Source organism: Pseudomonas silesiensis, from assembly GCF_001661075.1.
Lineage (GTDB): Bacteria > Pseudomonadota > Gammaproteobacteria > Pseudomonadales > Pseudomonadaceae > Aquipseudomonas > Aquipseudomonas silesiensis.
On sequence record NZ_CP014870.1, the window covers coordinates 3,051,875 to 3,071,950 of the forward strand.

Consider the following 20,076-nt stretch of genomic DNA (forward strand, 5'->3'; position numbering starts at 1 on the left):
TTTCACACATTCTGGGAGTGCTGGAAGTGAACTGCGACTACCGTTTTTGTCTTTGAGATATGCCCGATTGGTATAGCTTGGCTGACCCCGGATCAACGCTGGCTGTAGGAGCAAGCTTGCTCGCGATGGACGTTAACGATAACGCGGGTTTCCTGGATAAACACGACGCACTCAGGTTCTTCGTCGGAACGCCGCCCGGAGCGAGCTCCTACTTCAAGGGGGCGCGGTATCCGTTATGCATTGTTTCAGTCGATCCGAATCCGTGCCGCTGCCTTCGCTGTGATCAATGTCGCCGTTGGCATCGAGGTAGATGTGTGTGTTGGGCCATTTCGGGGTTATGTTGACGCAGTGTCGGAGATCGCCATCGTTCCACCAGGAAATTTCCATGAAGAACTTCTCATCTGGAGACAAGAAGCCGTAATCACGTGTGCCGCCCCCAGGTTGCATCCGTCCTTTGAATATCCGGTGCTGTACGTTCCAGATGTACTTAAGTTGCTCCTTCGCGTCTTTGGAGTAGTGAACGGTCACAGTAGGCAATGCAATATCCCAATGGGTGATGGCCAGAAACAAAGCCGGGATCCACAGCCATCGCATGTACCGAGTTCGGGGTTTACTTGCAGATGTGGACACGAATTCCATCCCCCCAGTTCACGGGTGCAACCGCAAGCACTTCATTCATGATCATCTTCGCGGTGATCCCCCCGTTGGGGTGCTGCTTGTAGAGTTTAATGCCGATACTGATTGAGACTCTGTCAGCAACATCGTCCCATGACCGAAGCTCCGTCCATGGACTGGCCGTTGGGCGAGGGCCGGGGAGTTTTCTCTCCTGGTTGGGCTTTGCCAGTTCGGCAACCTTTCTCGCAGAGTCCGAAACTATCTGTTCAGCTCCAGCGCCATCCAGCAGCACACTTTCCGAGAGCCCACCTGCAATACCGACGTATCCATAGTGAATGTTCGACCAGATATCGTAGTAGTACTCGTACTTCCCTTGCTTATGTCGCACGACACCGTTGTACATTGCCTCCAGCTTCGGCTTGTGATCCCACTCCATATTTTGACCCACTTGCTTAGTCCAGATCGCCATCGCCTCCAGCTTTTTCGCCAATGCGATGCTATTGAAATTCGGTGGTCCGGCCAGTCTGGCGTACCAGGGTAACGCCCGAAACTCCCTGGCCTGCGCGCTGCTGTCGTAGTCGATCAGCTCCTTCATTTTCAACACGGCTGGATGCTGGATGTTTCGATTCATCTCGCCTGCGATGTAGGCGGCAAGCTCTTCCATCTGGTCAGGATGATTGCAGCCCGCAGGACTACTAGTAGCTGCGCTGGAGTTGGCGAAAGGAGTAGCGGCTTTTTCTGCAAGCTTTGAATTGGCCGATTGGGCCCTTGTCATTGGGGTGCTATCTGGCTGGGCTGCTGACCGAGCACCTGTTCCGGAAGCTCGCGATCTTTCGATCGGTGCAATAAGCCGGTTGCTGCCCGGCGGGCAATCGCAGCGGATTTCCGCCCCGTCCAGCACGGTCGGTATCCCATTCCATTTCATGGCGGGCAGGCTGTCGATGATGACGCCGGCTTTGCCGCATTGCTTGCACGGGGTGGTTTTATCCCCGAGCCGCAACACCCCGCGTCCGCCTTGTGTCGCATTGGGCAAGCTACTGATGCACACCGCTCCGGTGGTCGTCAGGTCACCGTGCAGCCCTTGTCCAGATCCGTTGGCAGTGCCACGTCCCATCATTCAATCCTCGATGGGAGCTGTTCGCTGAAGCCGGCAAGCGGCTGCTGCGTGAACGGTGATTGATTCAGAGTGAGGAGAAATGCAGAGGAGGGTTCGTTGGTATACGACAGTTGCGAGAGTGAGCTCATTTCCATGATCCTGATCCTTGGGTGTTTTGGCTGCTTCTCCCTTATCGCCTGGGCAATGACATCGATAAGAGGATGGAAAATCAGCAGGCCGTACCCTAGAAACATGGATATCGGAAGTAAGCAGGGCATTTCCCAAAATAACGTAATACCAATGAATTTAGCGGGTAGGAATTTTCAGTGCGCCAAGGCGTTGTCACACGGTGACGCAAGAAAGGGCCCCTGGATGACAGGAGCCCTTTTAAACGACCTATCGGTCATCGTCAGACCCTGGCAGCGTCCGGCCTTACTGAACCCTTCAACCCGGTCCGCTCTTCGATCTCTCCGGAACCGCTGATGTACCCATAACGCGACAGGTTCGGCATCAGCATCGAGGCGATGAACGTGATGCTCACAATCGCCGCGACGTAGAAGAAGAAATACTCCTCGACCCCCTGTGAACGAAGCGACAAGGCCACATATTCCGCTGTGCCGCCGAACGCCGCATTGCCGACGGCATACGGAAAGCCCACTCCCAGAGCACGCACCGCAGGCGGGAACAGTTCGGCTTTGACGATCCCGGCAATCGGGGTGTAGAGCGACGCGATGGCCAGGCCGCCGAACACCAGCAGGAACGCCATGAACGGGCTGCTGACCGACTGCAGCGAATAGAGCAGGGGGATCACCAGCAGCATGGCCAAGCCGGAAAACATCAGCATGTGCGCCTTGATCCCGATACGGTCGGCAAGCAGGCCAAACAACGGCTGGCAGAACATGAAGCCGACCAGGGCGGCGGTCATGATGAAGCTCACCGTTTCCGGACTGAAGCCGGCGGAGATCACCAGGAACTTCTGCATATAGGTGGTGAAGGTATAGAAGTACAGCGACCCGCCGATGGTGAAGGCCACCACCAGGGCGACAGCGCGCTTGTGCTTGAACATGCCGCGCAACGAGCCGGCATCCTTGCGGTTCATGTCTTTTTTGGTCGCGGTTTCATGCATGGCGCGACGCAGGTAGACCACCACGATCGAGCTCAGGGCGCCGATGAAGAAAGGAATCCTCCAGCCCCACTCGCGTAATTCCTCGCCGGTGAGGGTTTGCTGGAGAATGACCACGGTCATCAAGGCCAGCAGTTGTCCGGCGATGATGGTGAAGTACTGGAAGGAGCCATAGAAGCAGCGCCGACCCGGTGTGGCGATTTCACTGATATAGGTCGCGCCGGTGCCATATTCCGCACCTACAGACAGTCCTTGAATCAACCTGGCGACTACCAGCATCACTGGCGCGGCGACGCCGATCGTTTCATAGGTCGGCATTACCGCGATCAGCAGCGAGCCGGCGCACATCATGAACACCGAAATGATCATCGAGACCTTGCGGCCGCGAGTATCGGCAATCCAGCCGAAAATCCAGCCGCCCAGAGGGCGCATGAAAAAGCCGACGGCGAACACGCCGGCCGTTGCGAGCAGCTGGCTGGTGGTGTCGCCCTTGGGGAAAAACGAAGCCGCAAAGTAGATGGCGGTGTAGGCATAAATGAAAAAGTCGTACCACTCCACCAGATTGCCTGAGCAGGCACCCATGATGGCCCTGACGCGATTCGGGCTTTTGTAATGAGAGGCGTGATGAACCATGGCGCAAACCCTCGAATCTTATTCTTGTAGTGAGTCGAGCGCTTGGGCGCCGACGTTGACTGCAAGCTACCCCAGAGTCCCGAGGTGAATAAGCCGTCAGCCCGGCCTAACTGATATACCGAAATTCTATAGCTCGCCCTGCAGCCCGACGGGCCGGGGGCAAGCTCGTCTCCACCAGCGCCAGGCCCCCGGCGGCAAGGGCCTACAGCATTCCAAGAGGCGCCGATGCGTTTACACTGGCAGCACGCTCGGCGCATTTCGCGCCGGGCCCGACTTTGACTGGCCTGGCAATGGATGTCGTTCAACTCAAGACCCTGATTCACGTGGCCGAACTGGGCAGTCTCAGCAAGGCCTCCGACCGGCTGCACATCGCGCAACCGGCGCTCAGCCGCCAGATTCGATTGCTGGAAAAAGAACTCGGCACCTACCTGTTTGACCGACATGGGCGCGGCATGGAAATTACCGATGCCGGTCGGGAAGTGTTGGCGCATGCCACCCGGATCATGGAAGAAATGGAGTCCATACGAAGCTCAGTGGTGGGGGGCAAGGCGTCTTTTCGCGGAACGGTGGTCATCGGTACGACACCGACAGTCGCCGAAATCGTCACCGTGCCCCTGGTGCGCAAAATCAAAGAGGCTCATCCGGATCTCGCCATCAGGTTTTCCTCGGCCTACAGCGGTTACCTGCTCGATTGGGTGCAACGTGGCGAACTGGAGCTGGCGATCTCCTACGATCCGCAACCCCTGCATACGCTGCGGATCGTGCCGGTGATGATGGAAAACCTGCTGCTGATCGGTCCCGCCAGTGCCAACCTGTGCCTGGATACGCCGGTGTCGTTCGAGTCACTGGCCGAGCAGTCGCTGGTGTTGCCGAGCGCCAAACACAGCCTGCGGGTGATCCTGGATAACTGTGCGCGGGAAGTCGGGATCAAGCTCCAGACCAGCGTCGAAGCCGACTCCTTCGGCGCCATGATCGATCTGGTCCGCAATGGCTTCGGTTTCACTGCGTTGCCTTTGGCATCGATTTACCGGCAAGTCGAAGCAGGCGTGCTCAGTGCCGCGCCCCTGGTCGATCCCGTACCGATGCGCAAACTGGTCCAGGTCTTTCCCGCTGACAGGCGAGTCAGTCCGGCGGCGAAATTTGTTGGGGATGCGTTTATCGAGATAACCGCCGATCTGGTCAATCGCAAGATATGGGCCGGGCACCTGCTTTGAATTGGTGTCGATCAACTGATAGCCATGTAATGGCATTTACACTAGCCAAGTCCGAAAAAAGCAACTTGTTCAACAAAAAACAACTTGCCGATATTTAATATTTAAATTGCTGATTGTCGGACAATTACTTGAATCGGCTAATCCGGAAATTATATTTCGGCAGCGCATGCGTTGTTCTCGGGCGTTTGCGGGCGCAACTCGATTTGACGTCAAAAAAACACTAGACGGTTGATTTCAAATTGTGTCAGTTTTCTTTCGCCTTCACTGGGCGAGTGACAGGACGATCTCGCCAGAGATTGTCGTTATCCGAAAAAAACTGCTCCATAGCCAAACAAGGAAGTGTGTTTATGTCGAAAGTAAAAAACACCGCTATTGATTCCGCCGAACAGGGATTCCAGCCATTGCAATCACTGGCTGTCCCCAGTTCCGCGTTCAACCAGGTCAATAGTTTCAGCCACCAGTATGATCGAGGCGGCAACCTCATGGTCAATGGCAAACCCTCGTTCTCCGTTGACCAGGCCGCCACCCAACTGCTGCGCGACGGCGCGGCCTATCAGGACAAGGATGGCAGCGGCAAGATCGAGCTCACCTACACGTTCCTGACCTCGGCATCGTCGAGCACCATGAACAAGCACGGGATCACCGGGTTCAGCCAGTTCAGCGCGCAGCAAAAAGGCCAGGCGGTGCTGGCCATGCAATCCTGGGCCGACGTGGCCAATCTCACCTTTACCGACAAGGCCAGCGGTGGCGACGCTCACATGACCTTCGGCAACTACAGCGGCGGCCAGGACGGCGCGGCGGCCTTTGCTTACCTGCCAGGTACGGGGGCGGGATATGACGGTACTTCCTGGTACCTGACCAACAGCAGCTACCCGGTGAACAAGACGCCGGAGCTGAACAACTACGGCCGTCAGACCCTGACTCACGAAATCGGCCATTCCCTGGGCCTGGCTCACCCTGGCGACTACAACGCCGGCGAAGGCGCACCGACCTACAACGACGCCTCCTACGGTCAGGACACCCGCGGCTACAGCGTCATGAGCTACTGGAGCGAAAGCAATACCAGCCAGAACTTCAGCAAGGGTGGCGTCGAAGCCTATGCGTCCGGCCCGTTGATGGATGATATTGCGGCCATTCAAAAGCTCTACGGTGCCAACGCCAGCACCCGAACCGGGGACACCACCTACGGCTTCAATGCCAACGCCGGTCGCGATTTTTTGAGCGCGTCTTCGTCGTCGGACAAGGTCGTGTTCTCGGTGTGGGATGCGGGCGGCAAGGACACCCTGGACTTTTCCGGATTTACCCAGAACCAGAGGATCAACCTCAATGAGGCCTCGTTCTCCGACGTTGGCGGTATGGTAGGCAACGTGTCCATCGCCAAGGGAGTCGCCGTCGAGAACGCGATTGGCGGTTCGGGCCATGACCTGCTGATCGGTAATGGCCTGTCCAACGAATTGAAGGGCGGTGCCGGCAACGACATCCTGTTCGGCGCGGGCGGTGCCGACAAGCTGTGGGGCGGCGCCGGTTCAGACACCTTTGTGTTCGCGGCCCGCAGCGATTCGAAACCGGGCGCAGTCGACCAGATCCTCGATTTCGTCAGTGGCCTGGACAAGATCGACCTGACCGGCATTACCAATGGCTCGGGCCTGCATTTCGTGAACGCGTTCACCGGTGCGGCCGGCGATGCGGTGTTGACTTCTTCGGGCGGCAACAGCCTGTTGTCGGTGGACTTCTCCGGGCTGGGCGTGGCTGACTTCCTGGTCAGCACCGTGGGCCAGGCGGCTTACTCCGACATCGCTGCGTGATGTGAAGTGAAAAGGAGAGCGGCGCACACGCGCTGCACTCTGCCCCTTGATCGGAGCCAAGTGCCTCATGATCCTTTACAGCTTCACCGACCGCACAATCGCGTTGCTATTGGCGACGTTCATCATGTTTTTTGGAGATTCAACCATGGCGAGCAGCCTGAAACTGGCGGACCCGTCGGAACTGGCCGGCAAATGGCAGGCGACCCTGTTCGCCAGAGAGGACTCGCCGCAATCCCCGGCGTTGCAGGACACCCCGGCAAACCTGTGCATCCTTGAGCTTAAAGCGAACCAGACCCTGGGTGAGGGCGCCGGTTGCCTGAGCGTCTGGCTGGGCGAGCAAGTAGCCGGTTGGTTCACCGAACCCGACGGCATTGCAATCACCGGGACAGAAGGCTCAAAGATACTGTTTTTCAGTCGGCAGCGCGTTGGGCTTTATCGAGGCACTTTAAAATCCGGGCTAGTCATTACGCTCTCGCCAGAAGTGCATTAAGTCCATCCGCCGATCGATAGCGTTACAGACCGCAGAATAATAAGTTGTTATTAAGTTGTAAGCAGTACTCACAATAAAAAGATCCGGCAGACCTCGCCAGCCATGGCAAGGGCTGACACCTCAGGAAGACCCCATGAAGATGGCAAAGAGCACGGCTACTACGCCGTTAATCAAGGCGCTGGGCGACTATAAGAGCATCCTGATCAGCGTCGGTTGTTTTACCGCACTGATTAACGTGCTGATGCTGGTTCCGTCGATTTATATGCTCCAGGTGTATGACCGCGTATTGTCGTCGCAAAACGAAACGACGCTGGCCATGCTGACTTTAATGGTCGTCGGGTTCTTTGCGTTCATCGGCCTGCTGGAGAGTGTGCGCAGCTTCATCGTCATCCGTATCGGTAGCCAACTGGAGCGCCGTTTCAACCTGCGGGTCTATCAGGCCGCGTTCGAGCGCAACCTGTTCAAGGGCGAAGGCAACGCCGGGCAAGCCTTGGGCGACTTGACTCATATTCGCCAGTTCGTCACCGGCCCGGCATTGTTTGCCTTCTTCGATGCGCCGTGGTTTCCGGTCTATCTGTTGGTGATTTATCTGTTCGATGTCTGGCTTGGCGTGTTTGCCACGGTGGGTGCAGTGTTGCTGATCGGCCTTGCCTGCCTCAACGAATCGATGACCAAAAAGCCCTTGGGCGAAGCCGCCGGCTTTTCCCAGAAGTCCAGCCAGCTGGCCACCAGTCACCTGCATAACGCCGAAACCATTCAAGCGATGGGCATGCTCGGAGCGCTGCGCAAGCGCTGGTTTGAGGTGCATTCACGCTTTCTCGGCTTGCAGAATCAGGCCAGTGACACCGGCGCGGTCATCAGTTCCCTGAGCAAGACCTTGCGGCTGTGCCTGCAATCCCTGGTGCTGGGCCTCGGCGCGTTGCTGGTGATCAAGGGCGACATGACCGCCGGGATGATGATTGCCGGCTCGATCTTGATGGGGCGGGTACTGAGCCCCATCGATCAGCTGATCGCCGTGTGGAAACAGTGGAGCGGCGCCAAACTCGCTTACCGCCGACTTGATGACTTGTTGCGCGCCTTCCCGCCGAGTGACGAGGCCATGGCGCTACCAACCCCGAAAGGCCAGATCACGTTCGAGCAGGTCAGCGCCGGTCCACCGGGACAACGGGCGGCGACCTTGCACCTGGTCAGTTTCAGCCTGGGCGCCGGTGAAGTGCTGGGGGTGCTCGGAGCGTCCGGTTCCGGTAAATCGACCCTGGTCCGGGTGCTGGTTGGCGTCTGGCCGACGCTGGGCGGCACCGTGCGGCTGGACGGCGCGGATATTCATCGCTGGAACCGCGACGACCTCGGCCCCTACATCGGTTATCTGCCGCAAGACATCGAGCTGTTTAGCGGCAGCATCGCCGAAAACATTGCGCGCTTCCGTGAGGCAGATCCACAACAAGTGGTCGAAGCCGCGCAACAGGCCGGTGTCCATGAATTGATCCTGCGCATGCCCCAAGGCTACGACACCCTGCTCGGCGAAGACGGCAGCGGTCTGTCCGGCGGCCAGAAACAGCGTGTCGCCTTGGCCCGCGCCCTGTACGGCAAGCCACGGCTGGTGGTGCTGGATGAACCGAATTCCAACCTCGACACCGTCGGCGAGGCCGCATTGGCGGGGGCTCTTGCGCAAATGAAAGCCCAGGGCACCAGCGTGATTCTGGTGACTCATCGCTCCTCGGCACTGGCCCAGGCCGACAAGCTGTTGGTGCTCAACGAAGGGCGCCTGCAAGCCTTCGGTCCGGGTCAGGACGTGCTCAAGGCCCTGTCCGGCGCTCAGGAACAGCCGCGGGAGAAAACCGCGCAGGCACCGGGCGGGCTCAGCATGAGCCGGCAGTACCAGCCCTCGACCAGGATTTCGGGTGTATGAGTCAAATCAGTGAAGCCAGCATGGAACACGACTACATCGCAGAACGCCCCGAGCGTGACGCGCACTTTTTTGCACGCCTGGGCTGGATGCTGGCGATCGTCGGCGCCGGCAGTTTCTTCACCTGGGCCAGCCTGGCGCCGCTCGATCAGGGCATCCCGGTGCAAGGCACCGTCGTCGTCTCGGGCAAGCGCAAAGCCGTGCAAGCGATGAGCAGCGGTGTCGTCAGCCAGATCCTGGTACGCGATGGGCAGGTGGTGAAGCAGGGCCAGCCACTGTTCCGGCTCGATCCGACCCAGGTCGCGGCGGACGTGCAATCGCTGCAAGCGCAATACCGCATGGCCTGGGCCAGTCTGGCCCGCTGGCAGAGCGAACGGGACAACCTCGAGCAGGTGAGCTTTCCTGCCGAACTGAGCAATGATCCGGATCCACGCCTGGCCCTGGTGCTGGAAGGTCAGCGGCAATTGTTCAGCAGCCGCCGCGAAGCGTTTTTCCGCGAGCAGGCCGCCTTGCGCGCCAGCATCGAAGGCGCCGGTGCGCAATTGGCCGGCATGCGCCGCGCCCGCGCTGACTTGAGCGCCCAGGCCAGCTCCCTGCAACAACAGTTGAGCAATCTTCAGCCGCTGGCGGATAACGGCTACATCCCGAGCAACCGGCTGATGGAGTACCAGCGCCAGTTGTCGCAAGTCCGGCAACAGCTGGCAGAGAACAGCGGCGAAAGCGGTCGGGTGGAGCAGGGCATTGTCGAATCGCGTCTCAAGCTGCAACAACAGACCCAGGAGTATCAGAAAGAGGTCCGCACTCAGTTGGCCGACGCCCAGCTCAAAAGCGTCACCCTGGAAGAGCAACTGACCTCCGCCGGGTTCGACCTGCAACACAGCGAGATCATCGCTACCGCCGATGGTATCGCGGTCAACCTCGGGGTTCACACTGAAGGCGCGGTGGTACGCCAGGGCGACACCCTGCTGGAAATCGTGCCCCAGGGTACCCGCCTGGAAGTGGAGGGACGCCTGCCGGTCAACCTGGTCGACAAGGTCGGCACGCACCTGCCGGTGGACATCCTGTTCACTGCGTTCAACCAGAGCCGCACGCCGCGGGTGCCCGGCGAAGTCAGCCTGATCTCCGCCGACCAGATGCTCGACGAGAAAACCGGTGCGCCATATTACGTATTGCGCAGCAGCGTCAGCGACCAGGCCATGGAAAAGCTCAACGGCCTGGTGATCAAGCCCGGCATGCCCGCGGAAATGTTCGTGCGCACCGGTGAACGTTCTCTCCTCAACTATTTGTTCAAACCGTTGCTCGACCGGGCAGGTTCCGCGTTGACCGAGGAATAAGGATGTTCGGCTGTATGAATAAGCTTTCGATGCTCGCCATGACCCTGGCGTTGCTGACGTGGGACAGTGCGCTGGCCATGGGACCGTTCGACATTTATGAACAAGCGTTGCGCAACGACCCGCAGTTCCTCGGCGCGATCAAGGAGCGCGACGCCGGCCTGGAAAACCGCGCCATCGGCCGTGCCGGGCTGTTACCGAAGCTGGGTTACACCTACAACAAGGGCCGCAACGCCTCGAAGGTCACCTACCTCAACGATCGCGGTCGCAGCCAGAGTGATGATCGCAACTACAGCAGTTACGGCTCGTCATTGACCCTGCAACAACCCTTGCTCGACTACGAGGCCTACGCGACGTATCGCAAAGGGGTGGCGCAAGCGCTGTTCGCCGACGAAGACTTTCGCGACAAAAGCCAGCAATTGCTGGTGCGCGTGCTGGAAAGCTACACCCAGGCGCTGTTCGCCCAAGACCAGATCGACATTGCGTTGGCCAAAAAGAGCGCCTTCGAACAGCAATTCCGGCAGAACGAGCACATGTTCCGCCAGGGCGAGGGCACGCGTACCGATATTCTCGAGGCAGAGTCACGTTACGAACTGGCCACCGCCGAGGAAATCGAGGCGCGCAACGAGCAGGATGCGGCCTTGCGTGAACTGGGCGCGCTGATTGGCGTGCCGGCCATCGACATCAACGACCTCGCGCCGCTGGACCAGCGCTTCCAGACCTTCACCCTGCAACCGGCCAACTTCGATACCTGGCACGAGATGGCCGTGGCCAACAACCCGAACCTGGCGTCGCAGCGCCAGGCCGTGGAAGTGGCGCGTTACGAAGTTGAACGCAACCGCGCCGGACACCTGCCCAAAGTCAGCGCCTACGCTTCGGCCCGCCAGAACGAATCGGAAAGTGGAAACACCTACAACCAGCGCTACGACACCAACACCATCGGCATAGAAGTCAGCATGCCGCTGTACGCCGGCGGCGGGGTTTCGGCCTCGACGCGTCAGGCCAGTAGAACCATGGAGCAGGCCGAGTACGAACTGGACGGCAAGACCCGGGAAACCTTGATCCAATTGCGTCGGCAATTCAGCGCCTGCCTGTCGGGCGTGAACAAATTGCGCGCCTACCAGAAAGCCCTGAACGCTGCCGAAGCGCTGGCGGTGTCAACGCGGCAAAGCATTCTGGGCGGTGAACGGGTCAACCTCGATGCGCTGAACGCCGAACAACAGCTCTACACCACGCGCCGCGACCTGGCCCGGACCCGATACGACTATTTGATGGCCTGGATCAAATTGCACTACTACGCCGGGACCTTGAGCGAGCAGGACCTGGCCCGGGTGGACGAGGCGTTTGGCCAGGGGCCGACGACTCGGTAGCGCCTGAAAATCTCTGACAATTCCAACAACAAGAGAGGCAAGACCCATGGGTGTGTATGACTATAAAAACCTCGGCACGGCAGACGCCAAAGCGTTGTTCAGCGACGCCATGGCGATCACGCTGTATTCCTACCACAACCTCGACAACGGCTTTGCCAGCGGTTACCAGCACAACGGGTTCGGCCTTGGTTTGCCGGCGACCCTGGTCACGGCGCTGATTGGCGGCGCGGATTCCCAGGGCGTCATCCCCGGGATCCCCTGGAACCCGGACTCGGAAAAAGCCGCCCTGGATGCCGTGCAAAAGGCCGGCTGGACGCCGATCAGCGCTGCGCAACTGGGCTATGACGGCAAGGTCGATGCGCGCGGAACCTTCTTCGGCGAGAAGGCCGGTTACACCAGCGCCCAGGTGGAGATCCTCGGCAAGTACGACGCCCAAGGCCAACTCAGTGAAATCGGCATTGCCTTTCGTGGCACCAGCGGGCCTCGGGAAACCCTGATCAGCGATTCGATCGCCGACGCGATCAACGACCTGCTGGCAGCAATGGGGCCGAAGGACTATGCGAAAAACTACGTGGGTGAAGCCTTTGGCGAGTTGCTCGGCGACGTCGCCGCGTTTGCCCTGGCCAATGGCTTGTCGGGCAAGGATGTGCTGGTCAGCGGTCACAGCCTCGGCGGGCTGGCGGTCAATAGCCTGGCAGACCTGAGCAACGACAAATGGTCGGGGTTCTACAAGGATGCCGATTACATCGCCTACGCCTCGCCAACCCAGAGCAACACTGACAAAGTGCTCAATGTCGGTTACGAAAACGACCCGGTGTTTCGGGCACTCGACGGCTCGTCGTTCAACCTGTCCTCGGTGGGCGTACACGATGCCGCCAAAGCCTCGGCGACTGACAACATCGTCAGTTTCAACGATCACTACGCCTCGACGGTGTGGAACGTCTTGCCGTTTTCGATCCTCAACATCCCGACCTGGATCTCGCACCTGCCCACCGCTTATGGCGACGGCATGAACCGGGTGCTGGCGTCGACGTTCTACGACCTCACTGGCAAAGACTCGACGATCATCGTTGCCAACCTGTCGGACCCGGCCCGGACCAACACCTGGGTCCAGGATTTGAATCGCAACGCCGAATCCCACAAAGGCAGCACCTTCATCATTGGCAGCGAGGGCAACGATCTGATCCAGGGCGGCCAGGGCAATGATTATCTGGAAGGCCGTGCCGGCAACGACACCTTTCGCGATGGCGGCGGCTACAACATCCTTTTGGGCGGGCAGGGCAACAACGTGCTGGACCTGCAGCAGTCGGTGAAAAACCTCGATTTCGCCAATGACGGTGCCGGCAACCTGTATATCCGCGACGCCCATGGCGGTATCAGTATCACCCGGGACATCGGCAGCCTTGTCAGCAAGGAATCGGGATTTCTGTGGGGGCTGTTCAAGGATGACGTGACCCACAGTGTGACCGCCGATGGCCTGGCGGCCGGCAATGACCTGACCCGGTACGCTTCATCGCAAAAGGGCGGGGCAGGTGCCGATACGCTCACGGCTCACGCTGGCGGCGACTGGTTGTTTGGCCTTGAAGGCAACGATCACTTGATCGGTGGCAAGGGCAACGATGTGTTTGTCGGCGGGGCGGGTAACGATCTGATGGCAGCGGGAGGCGGGAGCGATACGTTCCTGTTCAGTGGCGGGTTTGGGCAGGATCGGGTGGTGGGTTACCAGGCGGACGACCAGTTGGTGTTTCTGGGGGTTCAAGGGGTGAAGCCGAACGATGATTTCCGGGCGCATGCCACGACGGTGGGGCAGGACACGGTGCTGACGTTTGGCGGGGATTCGGTGACGCTGGTCGGGGTCGGGCTGGAGAGTTTGGCTGGTGGGGGGATTGTTATCGCCTGAAGCTGATGCGGCGCCTGTAAGGGCCACTTCGCCTGCAAGCCGGTCTCGCTTCCACAATGGAACACCGATTTGTGAACGACGGTGATCCCTGTGGGAGCGAGCTTGCTCGCGTAGAACGATGACTCGGTTGTCAGTCTTGCTTGGAAGATGAACGATAACGCGGTCTTCAGTCTTCCTTGCGCACGTTAGCCACCTCAGCAGCCCTGACCTTCACCTTCGCTCCGGAGATATCTTCAAACTCGTAAAAACCGTCCCTGGTCTCGGTGTCCGGCATGTCCTTGGTCAAATACTGGGTGCCGTTCTGCAGGGTCACCACCGTTGCCGTCGAGCAACCAGCCAGGGCCAGAAAGGCCGCCACTACCAAGGGCAAACCCAGAGTCTTGATATTCATAACCACCTCTCTTCCTTAAAAAAACAATACGGCTGCTTCGATCGAGCCTTATCGCCACTGTACCTCTAAGGCGGTTGGTGCGAAGGAATGGCAGAAAGTTCGACAGACGGCAAAAAAATAAGCCGATTGACCGCCGCTTATCCTTTTCCGTTTGCACCGCACCGGGAGTAGCTGGTATCTGTACGCATAACCAGTACTCGCTCGCCATGGCCCTTTTTCCAGTGACCGCAAACCCCCTCGATGACCCGTTCTACTACTTGAACAACTTTATGCAAGTGCTTGATTGGCTTGAGCATCGCTATGCCGATGTGTTGAGTGTTGAGGAGAAGCGGTTCATCCACGACTTCAACCAGCTATCCCGGCCGTCCAGAGCGCTGCTGGTGCGGATGGTGATGCGCAGGGGCATACACTTCCGGGCGAGCAAGCTGCAGTACCCCGAGATCGGCGACACCGCGAGCGCTGCCGGCCCGTTGTTGGCGCTGGGCTGGATCGACGAGCAGGCGCCGCTGTCGGTCGAAGCACTGTTCGAGGTGCTGCTCAAGGCAGAAATTCTCCAGTGCCTCGGCGCGGCCATCGATCTGCCCAAGGGCAAGAAGACCGATTGGCTGCCGGCATTGAGCGTGCAGTTTCCCGAAACCCGATGCTTCAGCCAGTGGTGCGTGCCATTGGATGATCGGCTGTTCAGCCTGACCATCATGGGTCTGTGTGATCGCCTGCGCCTGATGTTCTTTGGCAATCTTTATCAGGACTGGTCGGAGTTCGTGCTGGCCGACCTCGGCATCTTTACCTACGAAAAAGTCGAGTTCTGCGCTGACTCCCGGGGCTTGCGCAGTCGCGAGGACGTGGACGCCTGCGTGTTCCTGCATGACTGTCAGCAGCGCTTCGAAGCCGGCGAAGCGCTGGCCGGCATTGTCGAGCAGGTCAACGGGCTGGCGCTGGGCAATCCCTGGCTGCAACGCCGTCGCGACAAACTGTTGTTCCAGATGGGGCAATATTGCGAACGCACCGCCGATTTCGCCACGGCCCTGAGCATCTACCGCGAGTGCGCCTGGCCCGGCGCGCGGTGGCGCCTGATCCGCGTGCTGGAGCGCTGCGGCGAGTATCAACTGGCGCTGGACCTGGCCAGCCATGCCGAGCAAACAGCGCAAAGCGCCGCCGAACAACAGCAGTTGCTGCGGGTATTGCCCCGCCTGCGGCGCAAGCTCGGCGGGCCGCCCATCAAGCGCGCGTCCCGCCGGGACATGCTGCGCCTGGACCTGCAACTGCCCAGGACCGATCCGGCGCTGTCGGTGGAATATCACGTCCAGGCACACCTGGCACAGGAGTCGGCACCCGTGCATTACGTGGAGAACAGCCTGGTCAACTCGCTGTTCGGGCTGCTGTGCTGGCCGGCGATTTTCGCGCCGTTGCCGGGCGCGTTTTTTCACCCCTTCCAGCGGGGGCCGGTGGACCTGCTCAATGAAGATTTTCATCTGCGCCGGGCCGACCTGTTCCAGGCCTGCCTGGCCGAACTCGACGACGGACGTTACCGCCAGACCATCCGTGACCGTTATGCCGCCAAGTGGGGCGTGCAATCGCCGTTCGTGTTCTGGGGCGTATTGAGCGAGGAGTTGCTCGACCAGGCCCTCGATTGCCTGCCGGCCGACCACCTCAAGCACTGGTTCCATCGTCTGCTGCTGGACATCAAGGCCAATCGCGCTGGCATGCCGGACCTGATCCAGTTCTGGCCGCAAGACAAGACCTACCGCATGATCGAAGTCAAAGGCCCCGGCGATCGCCTGCAGGACAACCAGTTGCGCTGGCTGGAGTTCTGCCATGAGCACCAGATGCCGATTGCCGTCTGTTACGTGCAATGGGCGGAGCAGAGCGCGTGAGTTATAGCATCGCGGTACGTGCGTTGTGCGAGTTCACCGCCAAGGTCGGCGACCTTGACCTGCGCTTCACCCCGTCGCCGACTGCACTGGAAGGCATCGTCGGGCACCGCACCGTGGCGTCCCGGCGCAGCGAGGGTTACCAGAGTGAAGTCGCGCTCGAAGGCCGGTATCAAACGTTGGCGGTCAAGGGCAGGGCGGACGGCTACGACCCGGGGCAAAATTGCCTGGAAGAGGTCAAGACCTATCGCGGCGACTTGAGCAAGCAGCCCGCCAACCACCGTCAGCTGCACTGGGCACAAGCCAAGATCTACGGCTGGCTGATGTGCCGGAAGCTGGCGCTTTCGCAGATCAACCTGGCGCTGGTGTACTTCGACATCGTCAGCGAAAAGGAAACCTGCCTGGTCGAGGCCTTTGACGCGCCAGAGCTTGAGCTGTTTTTCCAGCACCATTGCCGTCTGTTCCTGCAGTGGGCCGAGCAGGAAATGGCCCACCGCGAAGCACGCAATCGTGGGGCGCAGCAACTGGCGTTTCCCCATGCCGACTTTCGTCCGGGGCAGCGTCATCTGGCTGAATCGGTGTTCAAGGCGGTCAGTACCGGTCGCTGCCTGATGGCCCAGGCGCCCACGGGGATCGGCAAGACCGTCGGCACCTTGTTTCCGATGCTCAAGGCCCTGGCGCCGCAGCAACTGGACAAGGTGTTCTTCCTGACTGCGAAAACCCCGGGCCGCAAGCTGGCACTGGACGCCGCGCAAGTCATTCTCGACAGTGCCGAAGCGCCACCCCTGCGGGTGCTGGAAATGATTGCCCGGGACAAGGCGTGCGAGCATCCGGACAAAGCCTGTCATGGCGAGTCCTGCCCGTTGGCCCGGGGTTTCTATGACCGATTGCCCGCTGCGCGCCAGGCCGCCAGCGAGCTGACCCTGTTGAACCAGGGCGCCTTGCGCGAGGTGGCGCTGGAACACGACGTTTGTCCGTATTACCTGAGCCAGGAAATGGCCCGCTGGGCCGATGTGGTGGTTGCCGACTACAACTACTATTTCGATTTCAGCGCGCTGCTGTTCGGGCTGGCCCAGGCCAACAACTGGAAAGTCGCGGTGCTGGTGGACGAAGCGCATAACCTGGTGGAGCGCGGGCGGCAGATGTACAGTGCCAGCCTCGACCAATCGACCTTCAACGCGGTGCGCAAAACCGCCCCGCCAGCGCTCAAGACCGCCTTGCAGCGGGTCAACCGGCAGTGGAATGCCCTGCATGACCTGCAGCCCGGAGCCTATCAGGCGTACGACAAGGCGCCGGAAAAACTGCTGCAGGCCCTGTCATCCTGCAGTGCCAGTATCGGCGACTACCTGAACGATCATCCCCAAGGCCTGGACAGCGCCTTGCAAAGTTTTTACTTCGACATGCTGCAGTTTTGCCGGGTCGCCGAACTGTTCGATGAACAGTTCCTGTTCGACATCAGCAAGCGTGACCTCGAGCGCAAGAAACACCTCTCGCAGCTGTGCCTGCGCAACGTGGTGCCCGCCGGCTTCATCCGCCCGCGCCTGACAGCGGCGCGCAGCACCGTGTTGTTTTCCGCGACCCTGAGCCCGCGGCATTACTACGCCGATCTGTTGGGCTCGCCAGCGAACACGGTATGGATCGATGTCGAATCACCCTTTCACGCCGATCAGCTGCAAGTGCACATCGTCAGCCAGATCTCCACCCGGTTCGTTCATCGCCAGTCGTCCCTGGCGCCGATCGTCGAGCTGATCGCCCAGCAATTCAGCCAGCGCCCCGGCAACTACCTGGCATTTTTCAGCAGCTTCGATTATTTGCAGCAAGTGGCGCAGTTGCTGGCGCAAAGACATCCCCATATCAACCTGTGGGCGCAGTCTCGGGGCATGGCGGAAGGGCAGCGCCAGGATTTCCTCGATCAGTTCACCGCCGACAGCCAGGGCATCGGTTTTGCCGTGCTGGGCGGAGCGTTTGGCGAAGGCATCGACTTGCCCGGCGCGCGCCTGATCGGTGCGTTCATTGCCACCCTCGGGCTGGCGCAGCTCAACCCGGTCAACGAGCAATTGAAGCATCGTATGGCCGCGATTTTCGGCGCCGGGTATGACTACACCTACCTGTTCCCGGGGGTGCAGAAAGTCGTCCAGGCGGCGGGCCGGGTGATTCGTACCCAGCAGGACCAAGGGGTCGTCATGCTGATCGATGACCGGTTTGGCGACAGCAAGGTCAAGCAACTGCTGCCGCGCTGGTGGACGATTGCGCCCGCGAAACGTATCGCGCGGCAACCCCCTGAGCAGGCCGTCATCCAAGGCACAGGCCAGGGTTGCGCACAGCCCGCGTTGTTTTGAGCTTTTCAAATTTTCCGTTTGTCCCATACTCCACAGAAACATCCATGACGTGAGAGATCGATGAGCGAAGATCGAAGCAAAGCCACCAGTATCGATGACAGTCGTTTCCGTCTGTTGATCGATGCTGTGATTGACTATGCGATCTACATGATTGATCCCGATGGCATCATCACCAGCTGGAACGCTGGCGCCAGGCGTTTCAAGGGGTACGAGGAGGCGGAGATTCTCGGCCAGCACTTCTCGCGTTTCTACACCGAAGAGGATCGACGCGCGGGTATGCCCCAGCGCGCTTTGAACACGGCTATCACCGAAGGGCGTTTCGAGGGCGAAGGCTGGCGGGTGCGCAAGGACGGTACGCACTTCTGGTGCCACGTGGTCATCGACCCGATTATCGATCCGTCGGGTACGTTGCTGGGATTCGCCAAGATCACCCGGGACCTCACCGACCGCAAGATGGCCGAAGAAACCCTCAAGCAAAGCGAGCAGCAATTTCGCCTGTTGGTGCAAAGCGTCACGGATTACGCGATCTATATGCTCGCCCCGGACGGACGCCTGACCAACTGGAACCTCGGGGCCCAGCGGATCAAGGGCTACTTGCCCGCAGAGGTGATCGGGCAACATTTTTCGATGTTTTATACCCCGGAAGACCGCGAGGCTGGCGAACCGCAACGGACCCTGTCCATTGCCATCCGTGATGGGCGGTTCGAAAACAAAGGCTGGCGCGTACGCAAGGACGGGACGCGGTTTTTGGCGCACGTCGTGGTCGATCCGATCTGGGGCGATACCGGCACGTTGCTCGGCTTTGCCAAGATCACCCGTGATATCACCGAAGTGACCCAGGCTCAGCAGGTGCTCGAGCAGACCCGCGAGGCGCTGTTCCAGGCGCAGAAAATGCAAGCCATCGGCCAGCTGACGGGGGGCATTGCCCACGACTTCAATAACTTGCTGACGGTGATCCTCGGCAATCTGGAAATCGTGCGCAAGCGCTTGGGGGACGACCCGCGCATTACCCGGTTGGTGGATAATGCCACTCAGGGCGCCATGCGTGGCGTATCGTTGACCCAGCGTATGCTGGCATTTGCCAGGCGCCAGGAACTCAAGGCCGAACCCGTCGAGATCCCGACGCTGGTGCAAGGGATTTCCGGTTTGTTGCGCAGCTCCCTCGGACCTTCGGTGGTCCTCGAAACCCACTTTTCACCCGAGCTTGAACCGGTCCTGGCCGACATCAATCAGCTTGAACTGGCAGTACTCAACCTGGCGACCAACGCCCGGGATGCCATGCCCCATGGCGGGAAAATGGTGATCAGTGCCCGAACGGTCGAGGTTTGCGACCAGCTCCAGTTCACCCCGATGTCAGGCCGCTATGTCTGCCTGAGTATCAGTGACACGGGGGAAGGCATGGATGAGGCCACCCTGGCGCTGGCGATGGATCCGTTTTTCACCACCAAGGGGGTGGGCAAAGGCACGGGCCTGGGGCTGTCGATGGTGCATGGTTTTATCGAACAACTGGGTGGACGATTCATACTCAAGAGCCAGATAGACAAGGGCACCACCGCCGAACTGTGGATACCTGTCGCCACGACCGGTTCGGTTGCCATGCCCGCAACCGAGGAGGACACCGCAACCACGGTTCCTCGCCTGTGTGTGCTGGTGGTGGACGACGACAGCCTGGTGTTGACGAGTACCAGCTTGTTGCTCGAAGACCTCGGGCATCGGGTGGTCAGTGCAGTGTCCGGGGCGATGGCGCTGAAAGCGATAGAAGTGGAACCTGCCATCGACCTGGTCATTACCGACATGGCCATGCCGCAGATGAATGGGGCGCAACTGGCGCAGGCCATTCGAACCCTGAAACCAGACTTGCCGATCATCCTCGCGACCGGCTACGCCGAACGGCTGGAAGGCTTTGCCATGGAACTGCCGCGGCTGTCCAAACCCTATACCCAGCTCAATCTGGTGGAGATCATCGCCTCGACCATGAAATGATCACCGCGC

General features: G+C 59.8%; 14 protein-coding genes. 10 read left to right on the top strand and 4 right to left on the bottom strand.

The genetic code is table 11. The features are described from left to right. Positions 1–213 precede the first annotated feature (213 nt). From PMA3_RS13720 to PMA3_RS13735, 3 genes are all read right to left on the bottom strand, one after another. The gene (locus tag PMA3_RS13720; RefSeq protein ID WP_064677658.1) at positions 214–594 is read right to left on the bottom strand and encodes a hypothetical protein; all 381 of its coding nucleotides are present in this window, start codon (positions 592–594) and stop codon (positions 214–216) included. A 16-nt stretch (positions 595–610) separates the two neighbouring features. Then, a complete protein-coding gene (locus PMA3_RS13725; protein WP_420848675.1) occupies positions 611–1,732 on the bottom strand; it encodes a polymorphic toxin type 44 domain-containing protein in 1,122 nt (373 codons plus the stop codon). Between the two features lie 388 nt (positions 1,733–2,120). Then, positions 2,121–3,467, bottom strand: coding sequence for an MFS family transporter (locus tag PMA3_RS13735; protein WP_064677660.1), 1,347 nt, complete (start codon positions 3,465–3,467; stop codon positions 2,121–2,123). 290 nt (positions 3,468–3,757) lie between these two features. Here PMA3_RS13735 and PMA3_RS13740 point away from each other — a divergent pair, with 290 nt between their 5' ends. From PMA3_RS13740 to PMA3_RS13770, 7 genes are all read left to right on the top strand, one after another. Then, positions 3,758–4,681 carry a LysR family transcriptional regulator gene (locus tag PMA3_RS13740; RefSeq protein ID WP_064677661.1) on the top strand — a complete coding sequence of 308 codons (924 nt, stop codon included), beginning with the start codon at positions 3,758–3,760 and terminating at the stop codon, positions 4,679–4,681. Positions 4,682–5,028: 347 nt separating this feature from the next. Further along, entirely contained in the window at positions 5,029–6,486 is a 1,458-nt protein-coding gene (locus PMA3_RS13745; RefSeq protein ID WP_064677662.1) for a serralysin family metalloprotease, read from the top strand. A 67-nt stretch (positions 6,487–6,553) separates the two neighbouring features. After that, positions 6,554–6,976, top strand: coding sequence for an AprI/Inh family metalloprotease inhibitor (locus PMA3_RS13750; RefSeq protein WP_064680701.1), 423 nt, complete (start codon positions 6,554–6,556; stop codon positions 6,974–6,976). A 133-nt stretch (positions 6,977–7,109) separates the two neighbouring features. Next, the gene (locus tag PMA3_RS13755; protein WP_064677663.1) at positions 7,110–8,885 is read left to right on the top strand and encodes a type I secretion system permease/ATPase; all 1,776 of its coding nucleotides are present in this window, start codon (positions 7,110–7,112) and stop codon (positions 8,883–8,885) included. Beyond that, positions 8,882–10,216, top strand: coding sequence for an HlyD family type I secretion periplasmic adaptor subunit (locus PMA3_RS13760; RefSeq protein ID WP_064677664.1), 1,335 nt, complete (start codon positions 8,882–8,884; stop codon positions 10,214–10,216). Before PMA3_RS13755 ends, PMA3_RS13760 begins: the two co-directional genes overlap by 4 nt. 2 nt (positions 10,217–10,218) lie before the next feature. Then, positions 10,219–11,583, top strand: a complete 1,365-nt coding sequence (locus tag PMA3_RS13765) for a TolC family outer membrane protein (RefSeq protein ID WP_064677665.1) — start codon at positions 10,219–10,221, stop codon at positions 11,581–11,583. A 46-nt stretch (positions 11,584–11,629) separates the two neighbouring features. Continuing rightward, positions 11,630–13,483, top strand: coding sequence for a polyurethane esterase (locus tag PMA3_RS13770; RefSeq protein WP_064677666.1), 1,854 nt, complete (start codon positions 11,630–11,632; stop codon positions 13,481–13,483). 166 nt (positions 13,484–13,649) lie between these two features. Here PMA3_RS13770 and PMA3_RS13775 read toward each other — a convergent pair whose 3' ends face one another. Continuing rightward, positions 13,650–13,874, bottom strand: coding sequence for a YgdI/YgdR family lipoprotein (locus PMA3_RS13775; protein ID WP_064677667.1), 225 nt, complete (start codon positions 13,872–13,874; stop codon positions 13,650–13,652). Between the two features lie 206 nt (positions 13,875–14,080). Here PMA3_RS13775 and PMA3_RS13780 point away from each other — a divergent pair, with 206 nt between their 5' ends. The 3 genes from PMA3_RS13780 to PMA3_RS13790 are packed head-to-tail and all read left to right on the top strand — an operon-like array spanning position 14,081 to position 20,067. After that, on the top strand, positions 14,081–15,748 hold the full coding sequence (locus PMA3_RS13780; RefSeq protein ID WP_064677668.1) for a VRR-NUC domain-containing protein: 1,668 nt from the start codon (positions 14,081–14,083) through the stop codon (positions 15,746–15,748). Next, complete coding sequence (locus PMA3_RS13785; protein WP_237140716.1) at positions 15,745–18,084, top strand: ATP-dependent DNA helicase; 2,340 nt, start codon at positions 15,745–15,747, stop codon at positions 18,082–18,084. The genes PMA3_RS13780 and PMA3_RS13785 overlap by 4 nt, the downstream gene beginning before the upstream one ends. Before the next feature lie 60 nt (positions 18,085–18,144). Further along, the gene (locus PMA3_RS13790) at positions 18,145–20,067 is read left to right on the top strand and encodes a hybrid sensor histidine kinase/response regulator (RefSeq protein ID WP_064677669.1); all 1,923 of its coding nucleotides are present in this window, start codon (positions 18,145–18,147) and stop codon (positions 20,065–20,067) included. Positions 20,068–20,076 lie beyond the last annotated feature (9 nt).